Source organism: Pseudonocardia sp. EV170527-09, assembly GCF_008369905.1.
Lineage (GTDB): Bacteria > Actinomycetota > Actinomycetes > Mycobacteriales > Pseudonocardiaceae > Pseudonocardia.
Window position 1 is genome coordinate 16,147 of record NZ_VRMC01000007.1, and the last position, 20,988, is coordinate 37,134.

The 20,988-nt window shown below is 72.1% G+C and carries 19 protein-coding genes; 1 reads left to right on the forward strand and 18 read right to left on the reverse strand.

Annotated features, from left to right (window positions below; all coding sequences use genetic code 11):
• Positions 1-8: 8 nt before the first annotated feature.
• The 17 genes from nuoN to FVA95_RS03365 all read right to left on the reverse strand — a co-directional run bounded on the left by nuoN (position 9) and on the right by FVA95_RS03365 (position 19,418).
• Positions 9-1,622, reverse strand: coding sequence for an NADH-quinone oxidoreductase subunit NuoN (nuoN, locus tag FVA95_RS03285; protein ID WP_149662879.1), 1,614 nt, complete (start codon positions 1,620-1,622; stop codon positions 9-11).
• Positions 1,619-3,274: an NADH-quinone oxidoreductase subunit M gene (locus tag FVA95_RS03290; RefSeq protein WP_149662880.1), complete on the reverse strand. Its 1,656-nt coding sequence runs from the start codon at positions 3,272-3,274 to the stop codon at positions 1,619-1,621. The genes nuoN and FVA95_RS03290 overlap by 4 nt, the downstream gene beginning before the upstream one ends.
• On the reverse strand, positions 3,271-5,220 hold the full coding sequence (gene nuoL, locus FVA95_RS03295; RefSeq protein ID WP_149662881.1) for an NADH-quinone oxidoreductase subunit L: 1,950 nt from the start codon (positions 5,218-5,220) through the stop codon (positions 3,271-3,273). Before nuoL ends, FVA95_RS03290 begins: the two co-directional genes overlap by 4 nt.
• Before the next feature lie 10 nt (positions 5,221-5,230).
• Entirely contained in the window at positions 5,231-5,530 is a 300-nt protein-coding gene (gene nuoK / locus FVA95_RS03300; protein WP_060710483.1) for an NADH-quinone oxidoreductase subunit NuoK, read from the reverse strand.
• Positions 5,527-6,378, reverse strand: a complete 852-nt coding sequence (locus FVA95_RS03305) for an NADH-quinone oxidoreductase subunit J (RefSeq protein WP_149662882.1) — start codon at positions 6,376-6,378, stop codon at positions 5,527-5,529. Before FVA95_RS03305 ends, nuoK begins: the two co-directional genes overlap by 4 nt.
• Positions 6,375-6,914, reverse strand: a complete 540-nt coding sequence (nuoI, locus tag FVA95_RS03310) for an NADH-quinone oxidoreductase subunit NuoI (RefSeq protein WP_149662883.1) — start codon at positions 6,912-6,914, stop codon at positions 6,375-6,377. The genes FVA95_RS03305 and nuoI overlap by 4 nt, the downstream gene beginning before the upstream one ends.
• Entirely contained in the window at positions 6,915-8,198 is a 1,284-nt protein-coding gene (nuoH, locus tag FVA95_RS03315; RefSeq protein ID WP_020623090.1) for an NADH-quinone oxidoreductase subunit NuoH, read from the reverse strand.
• Positions 8,195-10,636: an NADH-quinone oxidoreductase subunit G gene (locus FVA95_RS03320; protein WP_149662884.1), complete on the reverse strand. Its 2,442-nt coding sequence runs from the start codon at positions 10,634-10,636 to the stop codon at positions 8,195-8,197. The genes nuoH and FVA95_RS03320 overlap by 4 nt, the downstream gene beginning before the upstream one ends.
• Positions 10,633-12,015, reverse strand: a complete 1,383-nt coding sequence (gene nuoF / locus FVA95_RS03325; RefSeq protein ID WP_149662885.1) for an NADH-quinone oxidoreductase subunit NuoF — start codon at positions 12,013-12,015, stop codon at positions 10,633-10,635. Before nuoF ends, FVA95_RS03320 begins: the two co-directional genes overlap by 4 nt.
• Positions 12,016-12,019: 4 nt before the next feature.
• Positions 12,020-12,787, reverse strand: coding sequence for an NADH-quinone oxidoreductase subunit NuoE (nuoE, locus tag FVA95_RS03330; RefSeq protein WP_149662886.1), 768 nt, complete (start codon positions 12,785-12,787; stop codon positions 12,020-12,022).
• On the reverse strand, positions 12,784-14,130 hold the full coding sequence (locus FVA95_RS03335) for an NADH-quinone oxidoreductase subunit D (RefSeq protein ID WP_149662924.1): 1,347 nt from the start codon (positions 14,128-14,130) through the stop codon (positions 12,784-12,786). Before FVA95_RS03335 ends, nuoE begins: the two co-directional genes overlap by 4 nt.
• Positions 14,131-14,159: 29 nt before the next feature.
• Positions 14,160-14,906 carry an NADH-quinone oxidoreductase subunit C gene (locus tag FVA95_RS03340; RefSeq protein ID WP_240051247.1) on the reverse strand — a complete coding sequence of 249 codons (747 nt, stop codon included), beginning with the start codon at positions 14,904-14,906 and terminating at the stop codon, positions 14,160-14,162.
• Between the two features lie 122 nt (positions 14,907-15,028).
• Positions 15,029-15,736, reverse strand: a complete 708-nt coding sequence (locus FVA95_RS03345; RefSeq protein ID WP_083695297.1) for an NADH-quinone oxidoreductase subunit B family protein — start codon at positions 15,734-15,736, stop codon at positions 15,029-15,031.
• 7 nt (positions 15,737-15,743) lie between these two features.
• Positions 15,744-16,109, reverse strand: a complete 366-nt coding sequence (locus tag FVA95_RS03350; protein WP_020622119.1) for an NADH-quinone oxidoreductase subunit A — start codon at positions 16,107-16,109, stop codon at positions 15,744-15,746.
• Between the two features lie 775 nt (positions 16,110-16,884).
• Entirely contained in the window at positions 16,885-17,577 is a 693-nt protein-coding gene (locus tag FVA95_RS03355; RefSeq protein WP_149662887.1) for a demethylmenaquinone methyltransferase, read from the reverse strand.
• Between the two features lie 29 nt (positions 17,578-17,606).
• A complete protein-coding gene (locus FVA95_RS03360) occupies positions 17,607-18,182 on the reverse strand; it encodes a hypothetical protein (protein ID WP_149662888.1) in 576 nt (191 codons plus the stop codon).
• A gap of 75 nt (positions 18,183-18,257) precedes the next feature.
• On the reverse strand, positions 18,258-19,418 hold the full coding sequence (locus tag FVA95_RS03365) for a glycosyltransferase family 1 protein (RefSeq protein ID WP_020622122.1): 1,161 nt from the start codon (positions 19,416-19,418) through the stop codon (positions 18,258-18,260).
• A gap of 167 nt (positions 19,419-19,585) precedes the next feature.
• Between FVA95_RS03365 and FVA95_RS03370 the strand changes: the two genes are divergently transcribed.
• Positions 19,586-20,422 (forward strand): inositol monophosphatase family protein, encoded by an 837-nt coding sequence (locus tag FVA95_RS03370; RefSeq protein WP_149662889.1) that lies wholly within the window; start codon positions 19,586-19,588, stop codon positions 20,420-20,422.
• 26 nt (positions 20,423-20,448) lie between these two features.
• On the opposite strand, the gene FVA95_RS03375 is transcribed toward FVA95_RS03370, so the two are convergent.
• The gene (locus FVA95_RS03375; RefSeq protein ID WP_139318916.1) at positions 20,449-20,943 is read right to left on the reverse strand and encodes a DUF3592 domain-containing protein; all 495 of its coding nucleotides are present in this window, start codon (positions 20,941-20,943) and stop codon (positions 20,449-20,451) included.
• Positions 20,944-20,988: the final 45 nt, after the last annotated feature.

Here is a 20,988-nt window from a genome sequence, read left to right on the forward strand (position 1 = left end):
TACGAATCTCAGCCCGCGAACGCGCCGCTGGCGGCCCATTCGAGGACAGGTGTGGGAAGAATCCCGAGAACGAGGGTCGCCAGCGTGCCCAGTGTGATGGCCACGGTGGTGAACGCCCCGGGCACGACGACGGCCGGACCGTCCTCCGCGGGCTCGGAGAAGTACATGAGCACCACGATGCGCAGGTAGAAGAACGCGGCCACCGCGGACGCGACCAGCGCGATCACCACGAGCGGCACCATGCCGTCCGCCGACGCCGCCGAGAACACCGCGAACTTGGCGGTGAAACCGCTGGTCAGCGGGATCCCGGCGAGCGCGAGCAACAGGAACGTCATGATCCCGGCAACGAGCGGGGACCGCTTCGCCAGGCCCGCCCAGGCCGCCAGGTCCGAGGCCTCGCCGTCGCCGGTACGGACCAGCGAGATGATCCCGAAGACCGCGACCGTCGTGAAGCCGTAGGCCAGCAGGTAGAACATCAGGCCCGAGGTGCCCTGCGGGGTCAGCGCCATCGCGCCGAGCAGGATGAACCCGGCGTGCGCGATCGAGGAGTAGGCGATCATGCGCTTCACGTCGGTCTGGGTGAGCCCCAGCACCGCGCCGACGACCATCGACACGACCGCGACCACCCACAGCACGCCGCGCCACTCCCACACGGTGCTGCCGAAGCCGACGTAGAGCACCCGGGCGATCGCGCCGAACGCGGCGACCTTCGTGCAGGCCGCCATGAACGCCGTGACCGGTGTCGGGGCGCCCTGGTAGACGTCCGGGGTCCAGGTGTGGAACGGGGCCACCGAGCCCTTGAACAGCAGCCCCACCAGCAGCAGCGCCAGACCCGCGAACAGCAGCGTGTCCGAGGCCAGGGTGCCCGCGGCGGCCTGCGAGATCGCCGAGAGGCGCACCGAGCCCGCGTAGCCGTAGAGCAGCGCGATGCCGTAGAGGAAGAACGCCGAGCCGAACGCACCCAGCAGGAAGTACTTGACCGCGGACTCCTGCGACAGCAGCCGGCGGCGGCGCGCCAGCCCGCACATCAGGTACAGCGGCAGCGACAGGACCTCGAGCGCGATGAACATCGTCAGCAGGTCGTTCGCCGCGACGAAGGCCATCATGCCGCCGAGCGCGAACAGCACGAACGGGAACGGCTCGGTCTGCATCGTCGGCGCCTCGTCGGGCGCCCCGTAGGAGCGGTCGACGTGCTCACCGCCGACCGGGGTGGCCGGGCCGCCGCCGGAGCGGACCGCGGCCCGCTCGGCGGCCGAGGCGACGAACACCCCGCCCGGCTCCACGGACCGGTCCGCGATCAGCAGCAGGCTGGGGATCGCGAGGACGATCAACGTGCCCCACAGGAACAGCGACGGCGCGTCCACCGACAGGGCGGTGCCGAAGGTCAGCACGGCGGCCGGGGACCCGAGCGCGTACCCGGCCAGCGCGACGAGCGCCGCGACCAGGGTCAGACCGGTCAGCAGAACCTGCACGGGCCAGCGCTGGTGCCGCGGGAGGAACGCCTCCAGCAGCACCGACACGCAGGCACCCGCGAACACGATCCACAGCGGCGCGGTGGCCGCCCAGTCGACCGCGGGCATCTCGATCGGGGCCACCTGGGCGGGGAGAACCAACGAGCTCATCGAGCGATCCCTCCAGCGACGACCGGGTCGGGCAGGCCGAGCTCGGTCATCGTCGCCGTCACCGACGGGTTGATCAGGTCGAGCACCGGGCCCGGGTAGAAGCCGAGCACCACGATCGCGACGATCAGCGGCGCGAGCACGCCGATCTCACGGGCCGTGAGGTCGGGGAAGCCGGAGCCCGTGCGCTGCGCGGCGACCGCCGGGTCGATCATCGACCCCGGGCCGCCCGCGCCACCGCGCTCCAGCGCCGCCATGACCGCGGTGTCGCGCACCGGGCCCTGCATCGTGCGCTGGTAGAACCAGAGCACGTAGAGGGCGGCGAAGATGATGCCGACCGTCGCGATCACGGTGAACACCGGCCGGTTCGGGAACGACCCGACCAGCACCAGGAACTCCGAGACGAACGAGTTCGTGCCGGGCAGCGCCAGCGAGCTCATCCCGGCCAGCAGCAGGCAGCCCGCCATCACCGGCGCGATCTTCGCGACGCCGCCGTAGTCGGCGATCAGGCGCGAGCCGCCGCGGCTGATCAACACGCCGACCATCACGAACAGCATGCCGGTCGAGAGACCGTGGTTGACCATGTACAGCGTCGCGCCGGCGAAGGCCTGGCTGGAGAACGCGAACACCCCGAGCGCGATGAACCCGAAGTGCGCCACCGAGGTGTAGGCGACGAACCGGCCCATGTCGGTCTGGGCGACCGCCAGCAGCGCGGCGTAGACGATCCCGGCGACGGCGAGCACCAGCACCAGCGGCGCGAGGACCTGGCTGGCCTGCGGGAACAGCGGCAGCAGGTAGCGCAGGAAGCCGTAGGTGCCGACCTTGTCGAGCACGCCGACCAGCAGCACCGCACCGACGATCGGTGCCTCGGCACCCGCGTCGGGCAGCCAGGTGTGGAACGGCACCAGCGGCGCCTTGATCGCGAACGCGACGAAGAAGCCGAGGAACAGCCAGATCTGGGTCGACTCCGGCACGCTCGACGCCATCGCCTGCAGCTCGGCCCAGGTGAACGTGCCCTGGCCCAGCTGCTGCTCGCTGACGACGAACAGCCCGATCAGCGACGCCAGCATGATCAGGCCGCCGAGCAGCGAGTACAGGAAGAACTTGACCGCCGCGTACTGCCGTCGCGGCCCACCGAAACGGCCGATCAGGAAGTACATCGGGACCAGCATGGCCTCGAAGAACACGTAGAAGAGGAAGACGTCGGTCGCGGCGAAGACGCCGACCAGCGTCGCCTGGGTCGCCAGCAGCAGCGCGAAGTACCCGGCGGCCGAGCGGCCCTCGGGCAGCTTCTCCGCCCACGCGAACAGCATCAGCCCGGGCACCAGGAACGCGGTGAGCCCGATCAGCGCCAGCGCGATCCCGTCGACGCCGAACGCGATGTGCGTGCCGAAGGCGGGGATCCAGGACATCGAGAACTCGAGCTGGAACCGGGCGCCGGCCTGCGCCGCGGGGATGGAGTAGAGCGCCCACGCGACGACGACGAGCACCAGCTCGAGCAGCGCCGTCGCCATCGCGACCGCCTTGGCGGCCCCGGTGTTGGCACGCAGCGGGTACATGACCAGCGCGCCGAGCACCGGCACCAGCAGCAGGACGATCAGGAACGGGTTGCCCCCGGAGCCGGGGACGATGGGAGCCGTGTCCAGGGGAGTCATGAGACGAACCTCACCGCCAGCATCGCGGCGACGACGATGACCGCCCCGCCGAGCATCGAGAGTGCGTACGACCGGACGAAGCCGGTCTGGAGTCGGCGCAGGCGGCCGGACCCGCCGCCGAACGCCGACGCGGTGCCGTTGACGGCCCCGTCGATGCCGCGGTCGTCGAACCAGGCCAGCAGCCCGGTCAGCGCGATGCCGGGCCGCTCGATGAACGCCTCGTTGAAGGCGTTCGCGCCGAGGTCCGCGCGGGCCGCGGCGACGACCGGCGACACCCGCTGCGGGCGCTGCACCGGCACCGGGGAGCGTCCGACGAACAGGTAGCCCGCCAGCACACCGAGCAGCGAGACGCCGACCACCAGCCACGGGATCACCGCGTGCGGCAGGGCACCGCCCTCGAGCTCGACGCGCTCCCCCACCACCGGGGCGAGCCACTCCGGGATCAGCCCGTAGAGCACGCCACCGCCGAAGACGGAGCCGAAGGCCAGCACGATCATCGGGACGGTCATCGTCGCCGGGGACTCGTGCGGGTGGTAGTCGCGGCCGTCGGTGGACTGCACCGTGCGCCAGCGCTCCGCACCGAAGAACGTCATGATCATCAGGCGGGTCATGTAGAACGCGGTGAGACCGGCCGCGAGCGTCGCGAGCCCGCCGAACACCCAGCCCTGCCAGCCCTCCTGCGCGAACGCGGCCTCGATGATCGCGTCCTTGGAGAAGTAGCCGGACAGGAACGGGAAGCCGATCAGCGCGAGGTAGCCGAGGCCGAAGGTCACGAAGGTGACCGGCATCTTGCGCCACAGGCCGCCGAACCGGCGCATGTCGACGTCGTCGTTCATGGCGTGCATGACCGACCCGGCGCCGAGGAACAGCCCGGCCTTGAAGAAGCCGTGGGTCAGCAGGTGCAGGATGCCCAGTGCGTACCCGGCCGGCCCGAGCCCGACGGCGAGGATCATGTAACCGATCTGGCTGACCGTGGAGTAGGCCAGGACCTTCTTGATGTCGTCGTAGGCACAGCCGATGATCGCGCCGATCATCAGCGTGACGACACCGATCAGCGCGACGACCAGCCGTCCGGTCTCCGACAGGTTGTAGATCGGCGAGGCCCTGGCGATGAGGTAGACGCCCGCGGTGACCATCGTGGCCGCGTGGATGAGGGCCGAGACCGGGGTCGGGCCCTCCATCGCGTCCGGGAGCCAGGACTGCAGCGGGAACTGGCCGGACTTGCCGCAGGCGCCGAGCAGGAGCAGCAGCGTGATCGCCAGGACCGTGCCGCTGCCGACCTCGCCGATGCGCGCGAACACCTCCGCGTACTGCAGCGTCCCGAGCTCCAGCCAGAGCAGGAAGATCGCGATCGCCAGGCCGACGTCGCCGACCCGGTTCATCAGGAACGCCTTCTTCGCCGCCGTCGCCGCCGACGGCCGGTCCTGGTAGAAGCCGATCAGCAGGTACGACGCCAGACCGACGCCCTCCCAGCCGAGGTAGAGCATCACGAAGTTGTTGCCGAGGACCAGCACCAGCATCGCGGCGACGAACAGGTTCAGCTGCGCGAAGAACCGCCGCCGGTTCGGGTCGTGGCTCATGTAGCCCACCGAGTAGAGGTGGATGAGCGCCCCGACCCCGGTGATCAGCAGTACGAACGTCAGCGACAGCGTGTCGATCCGGAGCCCGAAGTCGACCTCCAGCGCGCCGGAGGACATCCAGGACCACAGCGACCGCTCGCGCAGCCGCTCGTCGGCGGGGAGGCCGAGGGTCTGCAGGAAGATCGTCACACCGACGACGAAGGCGCCGACGACGGTCGCGACGCCGAGCCAGTGGCCCCAGGCGTCGGCCCGCCGTCCGGCGAGGAAGAGCACGAGGGCACCGGCTGCGGGGAGCGCGATCAGCAACCAGGCCAGCGAGGCGGCGCCGGTCGCCTGCGGGGCGGCCTGTGCGAGAAGGACGGTCACCTGCGCGCTCCTAGTACTTCAAGAGGTTCGCGTCGTCCACCGACGACGACTGGCGGGTGCGGAAGATGGCCGTGATGATCGCGAGCCCGACGACGACCTCACAGGCGGCGACGACCATCACGAACAGGGCCATCACCTGGCCGTCGAGGTTGCCGTTGATGCGCGAGAACGTGACCAGGGTCAGGTTCACCGCGTTCAGCATGAGCTCGATGCACATGAACACGACCACGGCGTTGCGCCGCACCAGGACGCCGACGGCGCCGATGGTGAACAGCAGCGCCGAGAGCAGCAGGTAGTACTCGGGCCTCATCGGTGCTCCCCGGTCTCGGCGGCCTCACCGGAGGCGGCGGTCCGGTCGGGCGCGGGACGGCCGGTCAGCGCGTGCGCGTCCGGCGTCGTCGTGTCGGGCACGTCGACCGCGACCGACTCGATGATCTCCGACAGCGACTCCGGGGCGATCGAGCCGTCCGGCAGGATCGCCGGGACCGCGACGGAGTTCGCCGTCGCGTAGACGCCGGGGCCGGGCAGCGGGGAGATGCGGGCGTGCTCACCCCGCAGCCGCTTCAGCACCGTCGCCCGCTGGCCGATCTTGGTGTGCTGGCTGCTCTGCGAGCCGGACAGCACCATCGCGCCGAGCGCGGCGACCATCAGCAGGGCCGCGGTCAGCTCGAACGCCAGCAGGTAGTCGGTGAAGATCAGCCGGCCGAGGCCGGGGACGTTGCCGTTCCACCCGAGCCCGCCGGCCGCCAGCCCGGCCGGGGTGACGCTGGTCAGGCCGCGGGCGAGCCCACCGACCAGCAGCGCGGCCAGCGCGACGCCGAACACCAGTGCCGCGGCGCGCTGCCCGCGCAGGACCTCGATGACCGAGTCCTTGGAATCCCGTCCGACCAGCATGAGGACGAACAGGAACAGCATCATCACGGCGCCGGTGTAGACGATGATCTGCACGAACCCGAGGAACGGGGCGGACTGCACCAGGTACAGCACCGCGATCGAGAACATCGTCAGGACCAGCAGCAGCGCGGCGTGCACCGCGTGCCGGGCGAAGACCAGGCCGAGCGCGCCGGCCAGCGCCACCGGTCCGAGGATCCAGAACGCGACCGCCTCGCCGGTGCTCACCTCGCCCGCGGCCTGGGCGAGCACCGCGGTGGTGCTCATCGCGCCTGCTCCTTGGTCTGGTCCTGCGCGCTGACCTTCGCGAGCGTCGGGCCGGAGACGTAGTAGTCCTGCTCGTCGTCGCCGAGGCGCATGGGGTGCGGCGGCTGCTCCATGCCCGGCAGCAGCGGCGCCATCAGCTGCTCCTTGGTGTAGATGAGGTCCTGCCGGTTGTCGTCGGCCAGCTCGTAGAAGTTCGTCATCGTGAGCGACCGCGTCGGGCAGGCCTCGATGCACAGGCCGCAGCCGATGCAGCGCAGGTAGTTGATCTGGTAGATCGCGCCGTAGCGCTCACCCGGCGAGTACCGGGCCTCGTCGGTGTTGTCCCCGCCCTCGACGTAGATGGCGTCGGCCGGGCAGGCCCAGGCGCACAGCTCGCAGCCGACGCACTTCTCCAGCCCGTCCGGGTGCCGGTTGAGCTGGTGGCGGCCGTGGTAGCGCGGTGCCGCCGGCGGGAAGTCCTCGGGGTACTCCTCGGTGACGACCTTCTTGAACATCGTCGAGAAGGTGACGCCGAAACCCTTGAAGAAGTCGAACATCTAGCGCGCGTCCTTTCCGGCCGTGACGGCCTTCCGACGCTTCGGGGGTGAGTCGGGGACTACCAGGTCCAGCGGCGGGACGGGGTAGTCCGACGCCGGTTCGACCGGTGGTGCCTCGGTCTGCCGGTCGGGCAGCAGGAACGCCACCGCCAGCACGACGGCCAGCACGAAGCCGATCAGCGACAGCAGCAGCACGTAGTTGTCCGAGCCGGTGTTGACGAAGGCCCGGATGCCGAAGATCGCGACGATCCAGACCAGCATGACCGGGACCAGGACCTTCCAGCCCAGCTTCATGAACTGGTCGTAGCGGAACCGCGGCAGCGTCCCGCGCAGCCAGATGAACACGAACAGGAACAGCAGCACCTTGATGATGAAGGCGACGAACTGCATCCAGCCGTAGGCGTTGAGGAAGCTCAGGGGCCAGGGCCACATGCCGCCGCCGAGGAACAGCGTCACCGCCATCGCCGAGACGGTCACCATGTTCACGTACTCGGCGAGGAAGAACAGCGCGAACTTCAGCGACGAGTACTCGGTGTGGAACCCGCCGACCAGCTCCGACTCGGCCTCGGGGAGGTCGAACGGGGCCCGGTTGGTCTCGCCGACCATCGCGATCACGAAGACCACGAAGCTCGGCAGCAGCAGCCAGAAGTACCAGCCCGACGCCTGCGCCCCGACGATCGTCGCGGTGGACAGCGAGCCGGAGTAGAGGACGACGCCGACCACGGCCAGGCCCAGCGCGATCTCGTAGGAGATGACCTGGGCGGCCGAGCGCAGCGCGCCCAGCAGCGAGTACGGCGAGCCCGATGCCCAGCCGCCGAGCACGATGCCGTAGACGCCGATCGAGGAGCAGGCCAGCACCACGAGCACGCCGACCGGGACGTCGACGAGCTGGAGCACCGTCGGCTCGCCGAAGATCGTCACCTCGCCGCCGAACGGGATCACCGAGAAGGCGACGAACGCGGGGATCGTCGAGATGACCGGGGCGATGAAGTAGACCTTCTTGTCGGCCATCGCCGGCATGATGTCTTCCTTGAACGCCAGCTTCAGACCGTCGGCGAGGCTCTGCAGCCAGCCGCCCGGGCCGGTCCGGTTCGGGCCCGGACGGTGCTGCATCCGGCCGACGACCTTGCGCTCCCAGTTGATCATGAACAGGGTCAGCACGACGCCGAGCGCGAACAGCCCGACGACCTTGATCAGGATCAGCCAGATCGGGTCGTCGGCGAGCAGCGCCTGGGTGTGCGTGAGCTGGTCCACCGGGGTGGGCGGCACCTGGGACAGGTTCACGACGCGCTTCCGTTCCCGGCCGGGCCGACCGTCACGAGGTCACCGTGGCCCACCCCGAGCGTGGGGCGGACGTGCGAGCCGGGCGAGCAGGCCGGCAGCCAGACGACGCCGTCGGGCAGGTCGGTCAGCGCGACCGGCAGGGTGATCGCCCCGCGGTCGGTGCGGACCGTCGCCTCGGCGCCCTCGACCAGCGCGAGCCGCTCCGCGGTGGCCGCGTTGACCTTGACGTAGGGCCGCCGCGCCGTGCCGGCGAGCGCGGGCTCGTCGACCTGGAGGCTGCCGTCGTCGATCATCTGGCGGGAGGTGGCGAGGACCGCCTGACCGTAGCCGGGACGCCGGGCCCGGCCCGCCGTGTGATCCGGTGCGACGCCGCCGGGGCGGCGCGAGCCGAGCCGCTCCAGCTCCCCCGCCGCGGCGGCCGGGGTCTGGGTGAACAGGTCCGCGTCCATCTCGACGCCGAGGGTGTCGAGCACCCGGCAGTCCGGGAGCACGCCGGTCGCGTCCAGCGCGACGCCGAACTCGCGGCGGCGGCCCTCCCAGTTGACGTAGGCGCCGGAGCGCTGGGCGTCCGGGGCGACCGGGAGAACGACGTCGGCGAGCTCGGTGACCGCCGAGGTGTGGATCTCCAGGCTGACCAGGAAGCCGACCGCCTCCAGGGCGTGGGCCGCGGCCGTCGGGTCGGCCATGTCCGCAGGGTCGACCCCGCCGACCACGAGCGCGGCCAGCTCACCGGACGCGGCAGCGGCGAGGATCGCGTCGCCGTCGCGGCCCGGGGCGGACGGGACGGGGGCGCCCCAGACCTGCTCCAGCTCGGCGCGGGCGGCGGCATCGGTGACGAGCCGGCCGCCGGGCAGCAGGGTGGGCAGCGCGCCCGCCTCGACCGCACCGCGGTCCCCGGCCCGGCGCGGCAGCCAGCCGATCGCCGCACCGGTGCGGGCGGCGAGCGCGGACACCGCCGAGTACAGGCCCGGCGACTCCGCGGCCCGGTCCCCGACCAGGATCACCGCACCCGGCTGCTCCAGCGCGGCGACGACGTCGGCGCCCGGGTCGGCGACGACCGCAGCCTCCGCGCCGGGCACCGCGTGCAGCACGGTGGCGCCGGTCTTCTCCGCGCCGTAGCTGGTGAACGGGCCGACCTGGAAGTGACGCAGGCCCTTCTTCCGGTACGCCTTGCGCAGGCGGAGGAAGACGATGCCCGACTCCTCCTCCGGGTCGGTGCCGACGGTGAGCACGGCCGGGGCGTTCTCGATCGCGGTGAACGTGACCGAGTCCTCGGGCGTCCCGCCGACGACGTGCGCGGCGAGGAACTCCAGCTCCTCGTCCGAGTGCGGCCGGGCACGGAAGTCGATGTCGTTGGTGCCGGCGACGACGCGGGCGAACTTGGCGTAGGCGTAGGCGTCCTCGACGGTCAGCCGTCCCCCGGGCAGGACGCCGATCCCGCCGGCCGAGCGGGCCGCGAGCAGCCCCTCCGCGGCGACGGCCAGCGCCTCGGTCCAGGAGGCCTCGGTCAGGGTGCCGTCCGCGCGCCGGACCAGCGGCCGGGTGATGCGCCCCTGGCTACCGGTGTAGCGGAAGGCGAACCGGCCCTTGTCGCAGAGCCACTCCTCGTTGACCTCCGGGTCGTTGCCGGCGAGGCGGCGCAGCACGGTCCCGCGCCGGGAGTCGGTGCGCATCGAGCAGCCGGAGCTGCAGTGCTCGCAGGTCCCCGCGGTCGAGCGCAGGTCGAACGGGCGCGACCGGAACCGGTAGGCGGCACTGGTCAGCGCGCCGACCGGGCAGATCTGGATCGTGTTGCCCGAGAAGTAGGACTGGAACGGCTGGTCCTCGGCGATCCCGATCTGCTGCTTCGCCCCGCGCTCGAGCAGGTCGATGAACGGGTCGCCGGCGATCTCCTCGGAGAAGCGCGTGCAGCGCTGGCAGAGCACGCAGCGCTCGCGGTCGAGCAGCACCTGGCTGGAGATCGGCAGCGGCTTCGGGAAGGTCCGCTTCTTCTCCACGAACCGCGAGTCCGCCCGGCCGTGCGCCATCGCCTGGTTCTGCAGCGGGCACTCGCCGCCCTTGTCACAGATCGGGCAGTCCAGCGGGTGGTTGATGAGCAGCAGCTCCATCACACCCTGCTGGGCCTTGTCGGCCCGCTCGGAGGTGGCTTGCGTCTTCACCACCATCCCGTCGGCGACGGTCATGGTGCAGCTGGCCTGCGGCTTCGGCATCGGCCGGCCGCCCATCTCCACCTCGACCAGGCACTGGCGGCAGGCGCCTGCCGGGTCGAGGAGCGGGTGGTCGCAGAACCGCGGGATCACGATGCCGAGGCGCTCGCAGGTGCGGATCAGCAGCTCGCCCTTGGGGGCGTCGACGACCTGGCCGTCGATGGTGAGGCGGACGTGGCCCTCGGGGACGGGTGTCTCCTCGGTGGCGTTCCGCTCCGGTGTCAGCGTCATGCGGGGGCTCCGGTCAGTGCTGTTCCGTTGGTCCGTTCCGCGAGCTCCACGTCCGCCAGCTGCTCCGGGCGGTCCACATCGGGCTGCTCCGCGATGAGGTCCAGGAACTCCTGGCGGAAGTACTTGATGGCGCTGGTGATGGGGCTCGTCGCGCCGTCGCCGAGGGCGCAGAAGGAGCGGCCGAGGATGTTGTCGCAGACGTCGAGCAGGGTGTCGATGTCGGTCGAGGTGCCGTCGCCACGCACCATCCGCTGCAGCACCTGGACCAGCCAGTAGGTGCCCTCGCGGCACGGGGTGCACTTGCCGCAGCTCTCGTGGGAGTAGAACTCGGTCCACTTCATGACCGCCCACGGCACCGAGACGGTCTCGTTGAAGACCTGCACCGCGGTCGTCCCCAGCATGGAGCCGGCCTCGGCGGCGCCCTCGAAGTCCAGCGGGACGTCGAGGTGTTCGGCGGTGAACAGCGGTGTCGACGAGCCGCCCGGGGTCCAGAACTTCAGCGGGATCCCGTCCTTCATCCCGCCGGCGAGCTCCAGGAGCTCCCGCAGCGTGATGCCGAGCGGCGCCTCGTACTGGCCGGGCCGCTCGACGTGCCCGGAGACCGAGTAGATCTTCGGGCCGGGTGACTTCTCGCGCCCCATCGAGCGGAACCAGGCCGCCCCGCCGTTGACGATGGCGGGGACGCTGGCGATGGTCTCGACGTTGTTGACGACGGTCGGGCAGGCGTAGAGCCCGGCGGTCGCCGGGAACGGCGGCTTGAGCCGGGGCTGCCCGCGATGACCCTCGAGCGAGTCGAGCAGCGCCGTCTCCTCACCGCAGATGTAGGCGCCCGCGCCGGCGTGCACCACGATCTCCAGGTCGAACCCGGAGCCGAGGATGTCGCGGCCGAGGTAGCCCTTCGACTTCGCCTCGCGGACGGCGGCGCGCAGCCTGCGGATGCAGTGCAGCGCCTCGCCGCGGACGTAGATCGCGCAGAAGTTCGCGCGGATCGCGTAGCTGGTGACGATGCAGCCCTCGATGAGCGCGTGCGGGTCGGCCATCATGGTCGGGATGTCCTTGCAGGTACCCGGCTCGCCCTCGTCGGCGTTGATGACCAGGTACTTCGGCTTCGCGCCGGGTCCCTTTCCGCTGCCGTCGTCCTGCGGGATGAACCCCCACTTCATGCCGGTGGGGAACCCGGCACCGCCGCGGCCGCGCAGCCCGGAGTCCTTGACCAGCTGGATGAGCTGGTCGGGATGGGCGGCGAACGCGGTCCGCAGGGAGGTGTAGCCCTCCAGCTGCTCGTAGGTGTCGATCGACCAGGACCGCGGCGACAGCCAGCGCCTGGTCAGGACGGGCGTGATCGGGTCCGGCTTGCGCACGGGCTCGGTGGTGCTCATGCGATCACTTCTTCTCCGGTAGCGCGGGCATCGCCGGCGGCTCGTCGGGCAGCGCGGGAGCGGTCCAGCCGTTCTCCTGGGCCATCCGGGCCCCGCGCACCGACTCGATCGCGCCGGACGGGCCCTCGACACGGGCCGTCGTGTCGACGGCCGCGGCGTCGTCGGTGAACCCAGCCAGCTCCAGCTCGACGGTCCGCAGGTCGGTCAGCGGCGCGCCGCGGGTGGGCTGCGGGCGCTCCCCGCGACGCAGTGCCTCGACGAGCTCCACAGCGGACTCGACGGTCTGGTTGTCGAAGTACTCGTAGTTGACCTGCAGCACCGGGGCGAGATCGCAGGCCGCGAGGCACTCGGCGTGCTCGAGGGTGATCGACCCGGTGGTGCCGGGCTCTCCCGCGGTCTCCTCGTGACCCAGCGGGCGGTCCTCGGTGCCCAGCTGCGTGCGCAGGCGGGCGTAGATGTCGTCGCCGCCCAGCGCCGCGCAGAGGGTGTTGGTGCAGACGCTCACCAGGTGCTCACCGCAGGGGGAGCGCTTGTACATCGTGTAGAACGTCGCGACCGCGGACACCTCGGCCGTGGTGAGATCGAGGGCCTCGGCGCAGTAGCGGACGCCGTCCGGGCTGACGTAGCCCTCGACCGACTGCACCAGGTGCAGCAGCGGCAGCAGCGCCGACCGGGACTCCGGGTAGAGGGAGATGATCTCCGCCGTGCGCTGCCGGGTCAGCTCGTCGAAGACCGGCGAGACCGGGCTCTTCTCCTGCGGGGGGACCGTCATCGGTCGCAACCTCCCATCACGGGGTCGATCGAGGCGACGGCCGCGATGACGTCGGCGACCTGACCGCCCTCGCTCATCGCGGGCATCGTCTGCAGGTTCACGAAGCTGGGGTCCCGGACGTGGATGCGGACCGGGCGGGTGCCGCCGTCGGACACGGCGTGCACCGCGAGCTCGCCGCGCGGGGACTCGACGGCCGCGTAGGCCTGCCCCGGCGGGACGTGGAAGCCCTCGGTGACCAGCTTGAAGTGGTGGATCAGCGACTCCATCGACTGCCCCATGATCTTGCGGACGTGCTCGAGGGTGGTGCCCATGCCGTCGCTGCCGATCGACAGCTGCGCCGGCCAGGCGACCTTCGGGTCGTCGACCATGACGCGGCCCGGCCCCAGCTCGTCGAGCTTGGTCACCGCCTGCTCCATGATCTTCAGCGACTCGTGGATCTCGGCGACACGCATCCGGTAGCGGGCGAAGCAGTCGGCCTCGGTGGCCGTCGGGACCTCGAAGTCGTACTGGTCGTACACCGAGTACGGCATGTGCTTGCGCAGGTCCCAGGCCAGCCCGGCAGAACGCAGGATCGGGCCGGACGCGCCGAGGGCCAGGCAGCCGTCGACGGGCAGGTAGCCCACGCCCTCCAGGCGCTGGCGCCAGATCGGCTGCCCGGTGAGCAGCCGGTCGTAGTCGGGCAGCCGGGAGTTCGTGACCGCCACGAAGTCGCGGACCTTGTCCTGCCAGCCCTCGGGCATGTCCTGGGCGAGCCCGCCGGGCCGGATGAACGCGTGGTTCATCCGCAGGCCGGTGAGGAACTCCAGCAGGTGGAGCACCTCCTCGCGCTCCCGGAAGCCGGAGGTCATACCGGTCAGCGCGCCCAGCTCCATGCCGCCGGTGGCCAGCGCGACGAGGTGCGAGCCGATCCGGTTCAGCTCCCAGAGCAGCACCCGCAGGTGCTCGGCCCGCTGCGGGACCTCGACGCCCAGCAGCTTCTCGACGGCCATGCAGTAGGCGCCCTCGTTGAACAGCGGGGACAGGTAGTCCGCGCGGGTCACGAAGGTGACGCCCTGGGTCCAGGTCCGGTACTCGCAGTTCTTCTCGATACCGGTGTGCAGGTAGCCGATGACCGCGCGGCCCTGGGTGACGGTCTCGCCCTCCAGCTCCAGGACCAGGCGCAGCACCCCGTGCGTCGACGGGTGCTGCGGGCCCATGTTGATGACGATCCGGTCGTCGTGCTCGACCTCGAGCAGGTCGTCCCAGTCGCCGCCGGTGACGGTGTAGACCGTGCCCTCGGTGGTTTCCCGGCCGGGCGCGGCGTACGGGTCGGTGCCTGTGGTGGGGTCCGCGTCGGTGCCGATGCGCGTCCCGCGTGCGCTGCTCTCGGTGGTCACGAGTAGGCCCTCCGCTCGTCGGGCGGGGGGATCTCCGCGCCCTTGTACTCCACGGGGATGCCACCCAGCGGGTAGCTCTTGCGCTGGGGGTGGCCGTCCCAGTCGTCCGGCATGAGGATCCGGGTCAGCGCCGGGTGGCCGTCGAAGACGACGCCGTACATGTCCCAGGTCTCGCGCTCGTGCCAGTCGGCCGTCGGATAGACGTCGACGACGCTGGACACGGTGGGCGGGTTCGCAGCGTCTCCGATGTCGAGGGCGACCTCCAGGCGCACCCGGCGCCGGTAGGTCATCGACAGCAGGTGGTAGACGACGTGCAGCGGCCGGTCGACCGGCGCACCGTCCGGCGCCGAGTAGTCCACACCGGACACCCCGGAGCAGAACTCGAAGCGCAGGCCCGGGTCGTCGCGCAGGGTGCGGGCGACCTCGTGCAGCCGGGCGGGCTCGACGTAGAGGGTCATCTCGTCGCGGTCGATCGTGACCTGCTCGATCGCCGAACGCGGGATGCTGCGTTCGTCGAGAGCCGAGCCGAGCTCGTCGGCGAACTCGTCGAACCAGCCGCCGAAGGGCCGCTCGGCCGGTGCCGGGGCCCAGCCGGGCAGGCGCAGTCCGCCGTAGCCGGAGGTGTCACCGGAGCCACGGACGCCGAACATGCCCGAGCGCGTACGGGTCTCGGTCATCTTCTGCGCGGGGCGGGCGCCGCCCAGCGCGTCGGACGGGGTGGCCGCGTCCTCGGGGGTGGCCAGGTCGCCGGGGGCCTCGCCGCCCGCCGCCCGCTGTTCCTCGGCCGCGGCGCCGCTCTCCTGCGACGACGAGTGCGCGCCGCCGGTGGGCTCGGTCCCGTCCTTGGAGGTGCCGGTCGGCTCGGTCACGTCGCGTCACCTCCGCGGGCGGCGTCGGCCAGCGACGGCAGCTCCATGGTCTCCCCCGGCGCGAGCGCGTTCGGGGCCGGCTTGGGCTGCGAGCCCGGCTCCAGGTAGTTCGGGACGTCGGGGGTGTGCGTGGTCTTCAGCGCCCCGAGCCGCTTGTGCTTCGGCGCGTACTTGACCGACGACGGCACCATCGGCGTCCGGTACCCGGACTCGGCGAGCTCGGCGGCCCGCTTCGGGCCGAGCGGCTCGTCCATGATCTTGGCGTGGATCTTGAGGATCGCGTCGATCAGCATCTCCGGCCGCGGCGGACAGCCGGGCAGGTACATGTCCACCGGCACGACGTGGTCCACGCCCTGGACGATCGCGTAGTTGTTGAACATGCCGCCGGAGCTGGCACACACGCCCATGGCCAGCACCCAGCGCGGCTCGGGCATCTGGTCGTAGATCTGGCGCAGGACCGGCGCCATCTTGTTGCTCACCCGGCCCGCGACGATCATCAGGTCCGCCTGGCGCGGCGAGGCCCGGAAGACCTCCATGCCGAAACGGGCGAGGTCGTAGCGCGGGGCGCCGGTGGTCATCATCTCGATGGCGCAGCAGGCCAGGCCGAACGTGGCGGGCCAGAGCGACGACTTCCGGGTCCAGTTGACCAGCTTCTCGACGTTGGTCAGCAGGACGCCGCTGGGCAGGTTCTCCTCGAGTCCCATGACGGCCTCAGCTCCACTCGAGCCCGCCGCGACGCCACTCATAGGCGTACGCGAAGGCGATCGTGGCGATGTAGAGCGTGATGGCCACGAACCCGAAGACGCCGACCGCATCGGCGACGACGGCGTACGGGTACATGAACACCAGCTCGATGTCGAACAGGATGAACAGCATCGCCGTGAGGTAGTAGGCGACCGGCACCCGACCGCCACCGACGACCGGCTGCGGCGAGGGCTCGATACCGCACTCGTAGGAGTCCAGCTTGGCCCGGTTGAACCGGCGCGGACCGATCAGCGGCGCGGAGGCGACCGAGAACAGCGCGAAGCCCGCCGCCAACACGAACAGCAGGACGAGCGGGAGATAGGGATCGAGCATTCCTACACCTTCGTTGTCGCGGCGCCACCGTCGTTGGTGGTGATCGACGAGCCGGTCGCGGCGACCCTATGTCCGGCCCCCTGTGACCAAGAACCCAGGCGAGCCTTACCTGTTACGGGGTGCAGGTCACATGTGATCCGCATCCGTGCAGGTCGGCGCGCTGCGGGCCGCGTGACCCCCACCACCCTTGTGAAAAAGTTCACGAACTGCGCGAGCAGTGTAGGACGGCGCCGCGGTGATCGCGTGGGCGGATCGGGCGATGCTCGGGGAGTCCTTGCGGCGCAACGGGGCTCGACGCGGTGTCACCGGGTGGTGACGATCGGTCCGCCCGGCCCGACGAACCCCGGGGCGCCCACCGCGGCCCGGACCCGACGCCCTGCTACCGCGGTAGTCGCTTACCCGGTAAGCGACTACCGGTCCCCTCCTGCCGGGTTCCCCGTCGCGATTCCTCGTCGGGGAGGGGGCGGATCGAGCACGACCGTCGCACGAGGTCCAGGGGGAGGTCCGGGGGCGCGATTCCGTGACGCGACTCGGTCGAGAGTCGGCCTGTGTCGGACCGGGCCCTGGGGCCGAGGGAGTGTCGGGAGAACTCCCTTACCGGGTAAGCGAAATCCGTGGGTCCCGGTCCTCGGAACCTGGCCCCGGGGAGAGCCCGGTTCCAGGGGCCGGCCTGCAGCGGGCAGGACGGCGGAGGGCGGACGGCGAAGGGCGGACGGCGCGGCGGGGCGGGAACGCAGGGCGGGGCGGGGCGACCCGGCGGGCAGGACCGACGGGGTCAGGCCGGCTTGTACGCCCGGTGCAGTGCGACGGCTCCGAAGGTCAGGTTCCGCCAGGCGGGGCGCTCCCAGCCGGCATCGGCGATCTTGGCGGCGAGCGAGGGCTGGTCGGGCCAGTCCCGGATCGACTCGGCCAGGTACAGGTAGGCCTCGGGGTTCGACGAGACCGTCCGGGCGATCGCCGGGAGGGCGTGGCCGAGCACCGCGTTCTGGTAGAGCACGCGGAAGGGGGCCCAGGTCGGCGTCGAGAACTCGCAGACGACCAGGCGGCCGCCGGGGCGGGTCACGCGGGCCATCTCGCGCAGGCCGGCGACGGTGTCGTTCACGTTGCGCAGGCCGAAGGAGATGGTGACGGCGTCGAAGCTGCCGTCGGCGAAGGGCAGGTGCAGCGCGTCGGCGGCGGCCTTCGGGACGTCCCGGCGGGCACCGGCCCGCAGCATGCCGAGGGAGAAGTCCGCGGCGACGCACCAGGCGCCGTCCTTCGCCAGCTCGACGGTCGAGACCGCGGTGCCCGCGGCGAGGTCGAGGACCTTCTCTCCCGGGCGGAGCCCGAGGGCACGGCGGGTCTGGACCCGCCAGTAGCGGTCCTGACCGCCCGACAGCGCGGTGTTGGTCAGATCGTAGCGCCGGGCGACGCCGTCGAACATGCGGGCGACGTCGGTCGGGTTCTTGTCGAGCTCGGCGCGGGACACGGACACAGCTTAGGCGACCCGGCCGACCCTCACCGCTGACCGAACTGCTCGCGCAGCACCTCACGCAGGCCCCTCAGGTACTCCGCACGCACCCGGGCGGCGACGCCGGCCCACTCGGCCGACGGCGTGGCCACCCCGGTGCCGTCGCCGGTGAGGGCGCCCATGCCGTGCAGGGCGATCCAGCGGTGGTCGTAGTCGTGGGGCGCCGCCCGGTCCCAGGCGACGGCGCGGATCGCGGCGCGGCGGACCCGGGCCGGTTCGGCGAAGGCCCACCGGTTCACCGGCTCGCCGAACCGGTCGCGCAACACCGCCAGCGCCTGCGCCGCGGTGGTGTCGGTGCAGCGGCAGGCGTCGTAGCGGGCCCGCAGCTGGCCTGCGTAGAACCAGCGGGCGGCCTCGGCCATCTCACCGTCGGCGACGAGGTTCTCCGACAGGGCGAACAGCACCGGCGGCATCTGCCGGTGCGGGGCGTCGAGGACCTCGGCGCGGGCGGCGGACCGGACCGTGGGCGCGGGGTCGAGCAGGTGGGCCATCAGGCGGACGGCGGCGGAGGTGTCGACCGTGGCGAGCTCGCCACGGGGCGCGACGACGACGGTGCGGCTCATGGGCCCACCGTCGCCGACCTGCCGTGGCCCCGGATCCGCACGACTACGGAGCCGGCCCCGATCAGGCCCCGACGATCAGGCCGCGACACGCTCCGGCGCCGCGGCGCGGAGCACCTCGCCGTAGTGGGCGAGCAGCTCGTCGCCGACCGCGGTCCAGGTGCGGCGCAGCACCGACTGGCGGGCGGCCAGGCCGAACTCCCGGTTGCGCTGCGGCTCGCACAGCGCCGCGACCGCGGCGACCAGCTCACGGTCGGCGGCGTCGGTGGCCGGGTCGCCGGGCGCCCCGCCGTCCGGACGGGGCGCCACGAGGTAGCCGGTGCGGTCGGGCAGCACGAGGTCGCGCGGGCCGCCCGCGTCGGGCGCCACGACCGGGACGCCCGAGGCGAGCGCCTCCTGCACGGCCTGGCAGAACGTCTCGGCCTGTCCGGTATGGACGAACACGTCGAGGCTCGCGTAGATCTGCGCGAGCTCGTCGCCGCCGCGGTGCCCGAGGAACGCCGCCGACGGCAGCCGCTCGCGCAGCCCGTCGGCGCTGGGGCCGTCACCGACGACGACCAGCCGCGTCCCGGGCAGCTCACCCAGCACGGCGAGCCGCTCGACCTGCTTCTCCGGGGCGAGGCGGCCGACGAACCCGATGAGCCGCTCGCCGTTCGGGGCCAGCCGGCCGCGCAGTGCGTCGCTGCGTCGCGACGGGGTGAACCGGCGGGTGTCGACGCCGCGCGCCCACTGGTGCACCCGCGGGACGCCGCGCTCGCGCAGCGCCCCGGTCGCCCAGCTCGACGGCGCGAGGGTCCGGTCGGCCATGCCGTGCAGCCGGCAGGTCCAGCGCCACGCGGCCCGCGCGGTCAGCCCGAGCCCGTAGGCGGAGGCGAACCCGGCGACGTCGGTCTGGTAGATCGCGACCGTCGGCACGCCGAGGCGCCGCGCCGCCGCCAGCCCCCGCGCCCCGACGACGAACGGCGCCGCCAGGTGCACCACGTCGGGCCGGAACCGGCGCAGCGCGGTCAGGATCCGCCTGCTGGGCACCCCGACCGGCATCGAGTTCACCACCGGCAGCTCGACGGCCGGGATCCGCACGACCGGGATCCCCTCGTGGGAGTCCGGCTCGCCGGTGCCCGGCGCGATCACCACGACGTCGTGACCCCCTGCCCGCAGGTGCTCGCACACCCGCAGCACCGAGTTGGTGACGCCGTTGACCACCGGCAGGAAGCATTCCGAGACGATTGCGACGCGCACGGCCGGAACGGTGACGGGGTCGGGACAGCGGGCCGGGTCCCTGGCGTGATCAACCACCCAACCCTGGGCGAACATCGGGTGGGCGGGTCACGAGTTGGCGCGTCCGGCACAAGGTGGACACCCGCGCGTCGTCGCCGGGACATCACCCGCCCGGACACTCGGGTCGCATGACGGCCGTGCCCCACACCCCGCCACACACGGTGCCGCCCCCGGTGCCGTCCCCCCGGCCGGTGGACCCGGCACTGCTCTCCCGTGCCCTCGAGACCGCGGGCCGGCTGGCCAACGACGCCGCCGAGGTGATCACCGCGACGCTGGGTCGCGAGCACACCGGGTCCCTCGACGCCTCCGCCAAGGCCAACCCGTTCGACTGGGTCACCGACACCGACCGCACCCTGGAACGGCACACCCGCCGGGTGCTGGCCGCGGAGTTCCCCGGCTGCCCGGTCGTCGGCGAGGAGTTCGGCGCCGACGCCGGTGCCGACACCGCTCCGCTGCGCTGGGTCGTCGACCCGGTCGACGGGACCGCGAACTACGTCGCGGGCCTGCCCTGGTGCGCCTACAGCCTGGCCCTGGTCGACGGCGACGGCCCGGCCGTGGGCGTCGTCGCCGACCCGGGACGCGGGCAGATCTACGCCGCCGCCCGCGGCCGCGGCTTCCGGGCCAACGGGGTGCCGGCGCGGCGCACCGCCCGGGTCGCCGGGTCGCTGATCTGCGCCGAGGATCCCGAGCCCGGGTTCGTCGAGCGCGCCCGCGCCGCGCACGTCGGCGTGCGGGTGCTCGGCTCCGCCGCGCTGGCGATCACCCAGGTCGCGCTCGGCAACGCCGTCGCCGCGGTGCTGACCCGCTACCACGAGTGGGACATCGCCGGGGCGCTCTGCCTGGCCACCGAGGCCGGCGCGCTGGTGCTGGGCCGCGACGGCCGCTCGACGCCGCTGCCCGAGGGCGGGCTGCTCGTCGTCGCGCCGCAGGTCGCCGCCGAGGTCGGGGCGCTCTGGCAGGGCTGATCCCGACGGAGCCGGGCGCCGAGTCCTCAGACGGTGCCGGTGCGGGCCCGGCGGCGGCGCAGCCACACGTACAGCGGCCCGAGGAGGACCCAGCCGCCCGCGATCAGCCCGGCGATCGGGAGGATCCCGTCGACGGCGGTGCGACCCGCGACACGCACGTGCGTCGGGTCGGCGGTGTCGTACTCCACGTAGATGTTCTCGCCCGGGGTGAGCCCGACCGGGTAGGAGATGCCCGCGGCCGGGGTCTGCAGCCGGCCCTCGTCGTCGACGAAGCTGACCAGGGTGCGCCAGTAGTCCGAGCCCGGCAGGACGGTCGCGGCGGTGGTGCCGCGGTTGCCGTCGATCGCCGCGTCCTCCAGGAACGCGCCGCCCAACGCCACCAGCGCGACCAGCGTCCACACCAGCGCGACGACCAGGACGATCTCGGGCAGGTGGTACCGCGTCCGGCGGAGCAGCCGGGCCGCGACGGCCGAGGTCTCGGTCAGCACATCGCCGGTGGGACGGCCGCTCGGACTGGTCACGGGGCCCGATTCTAGGAGCGCCCCGGCACCCGGGTGTGTCCGGTG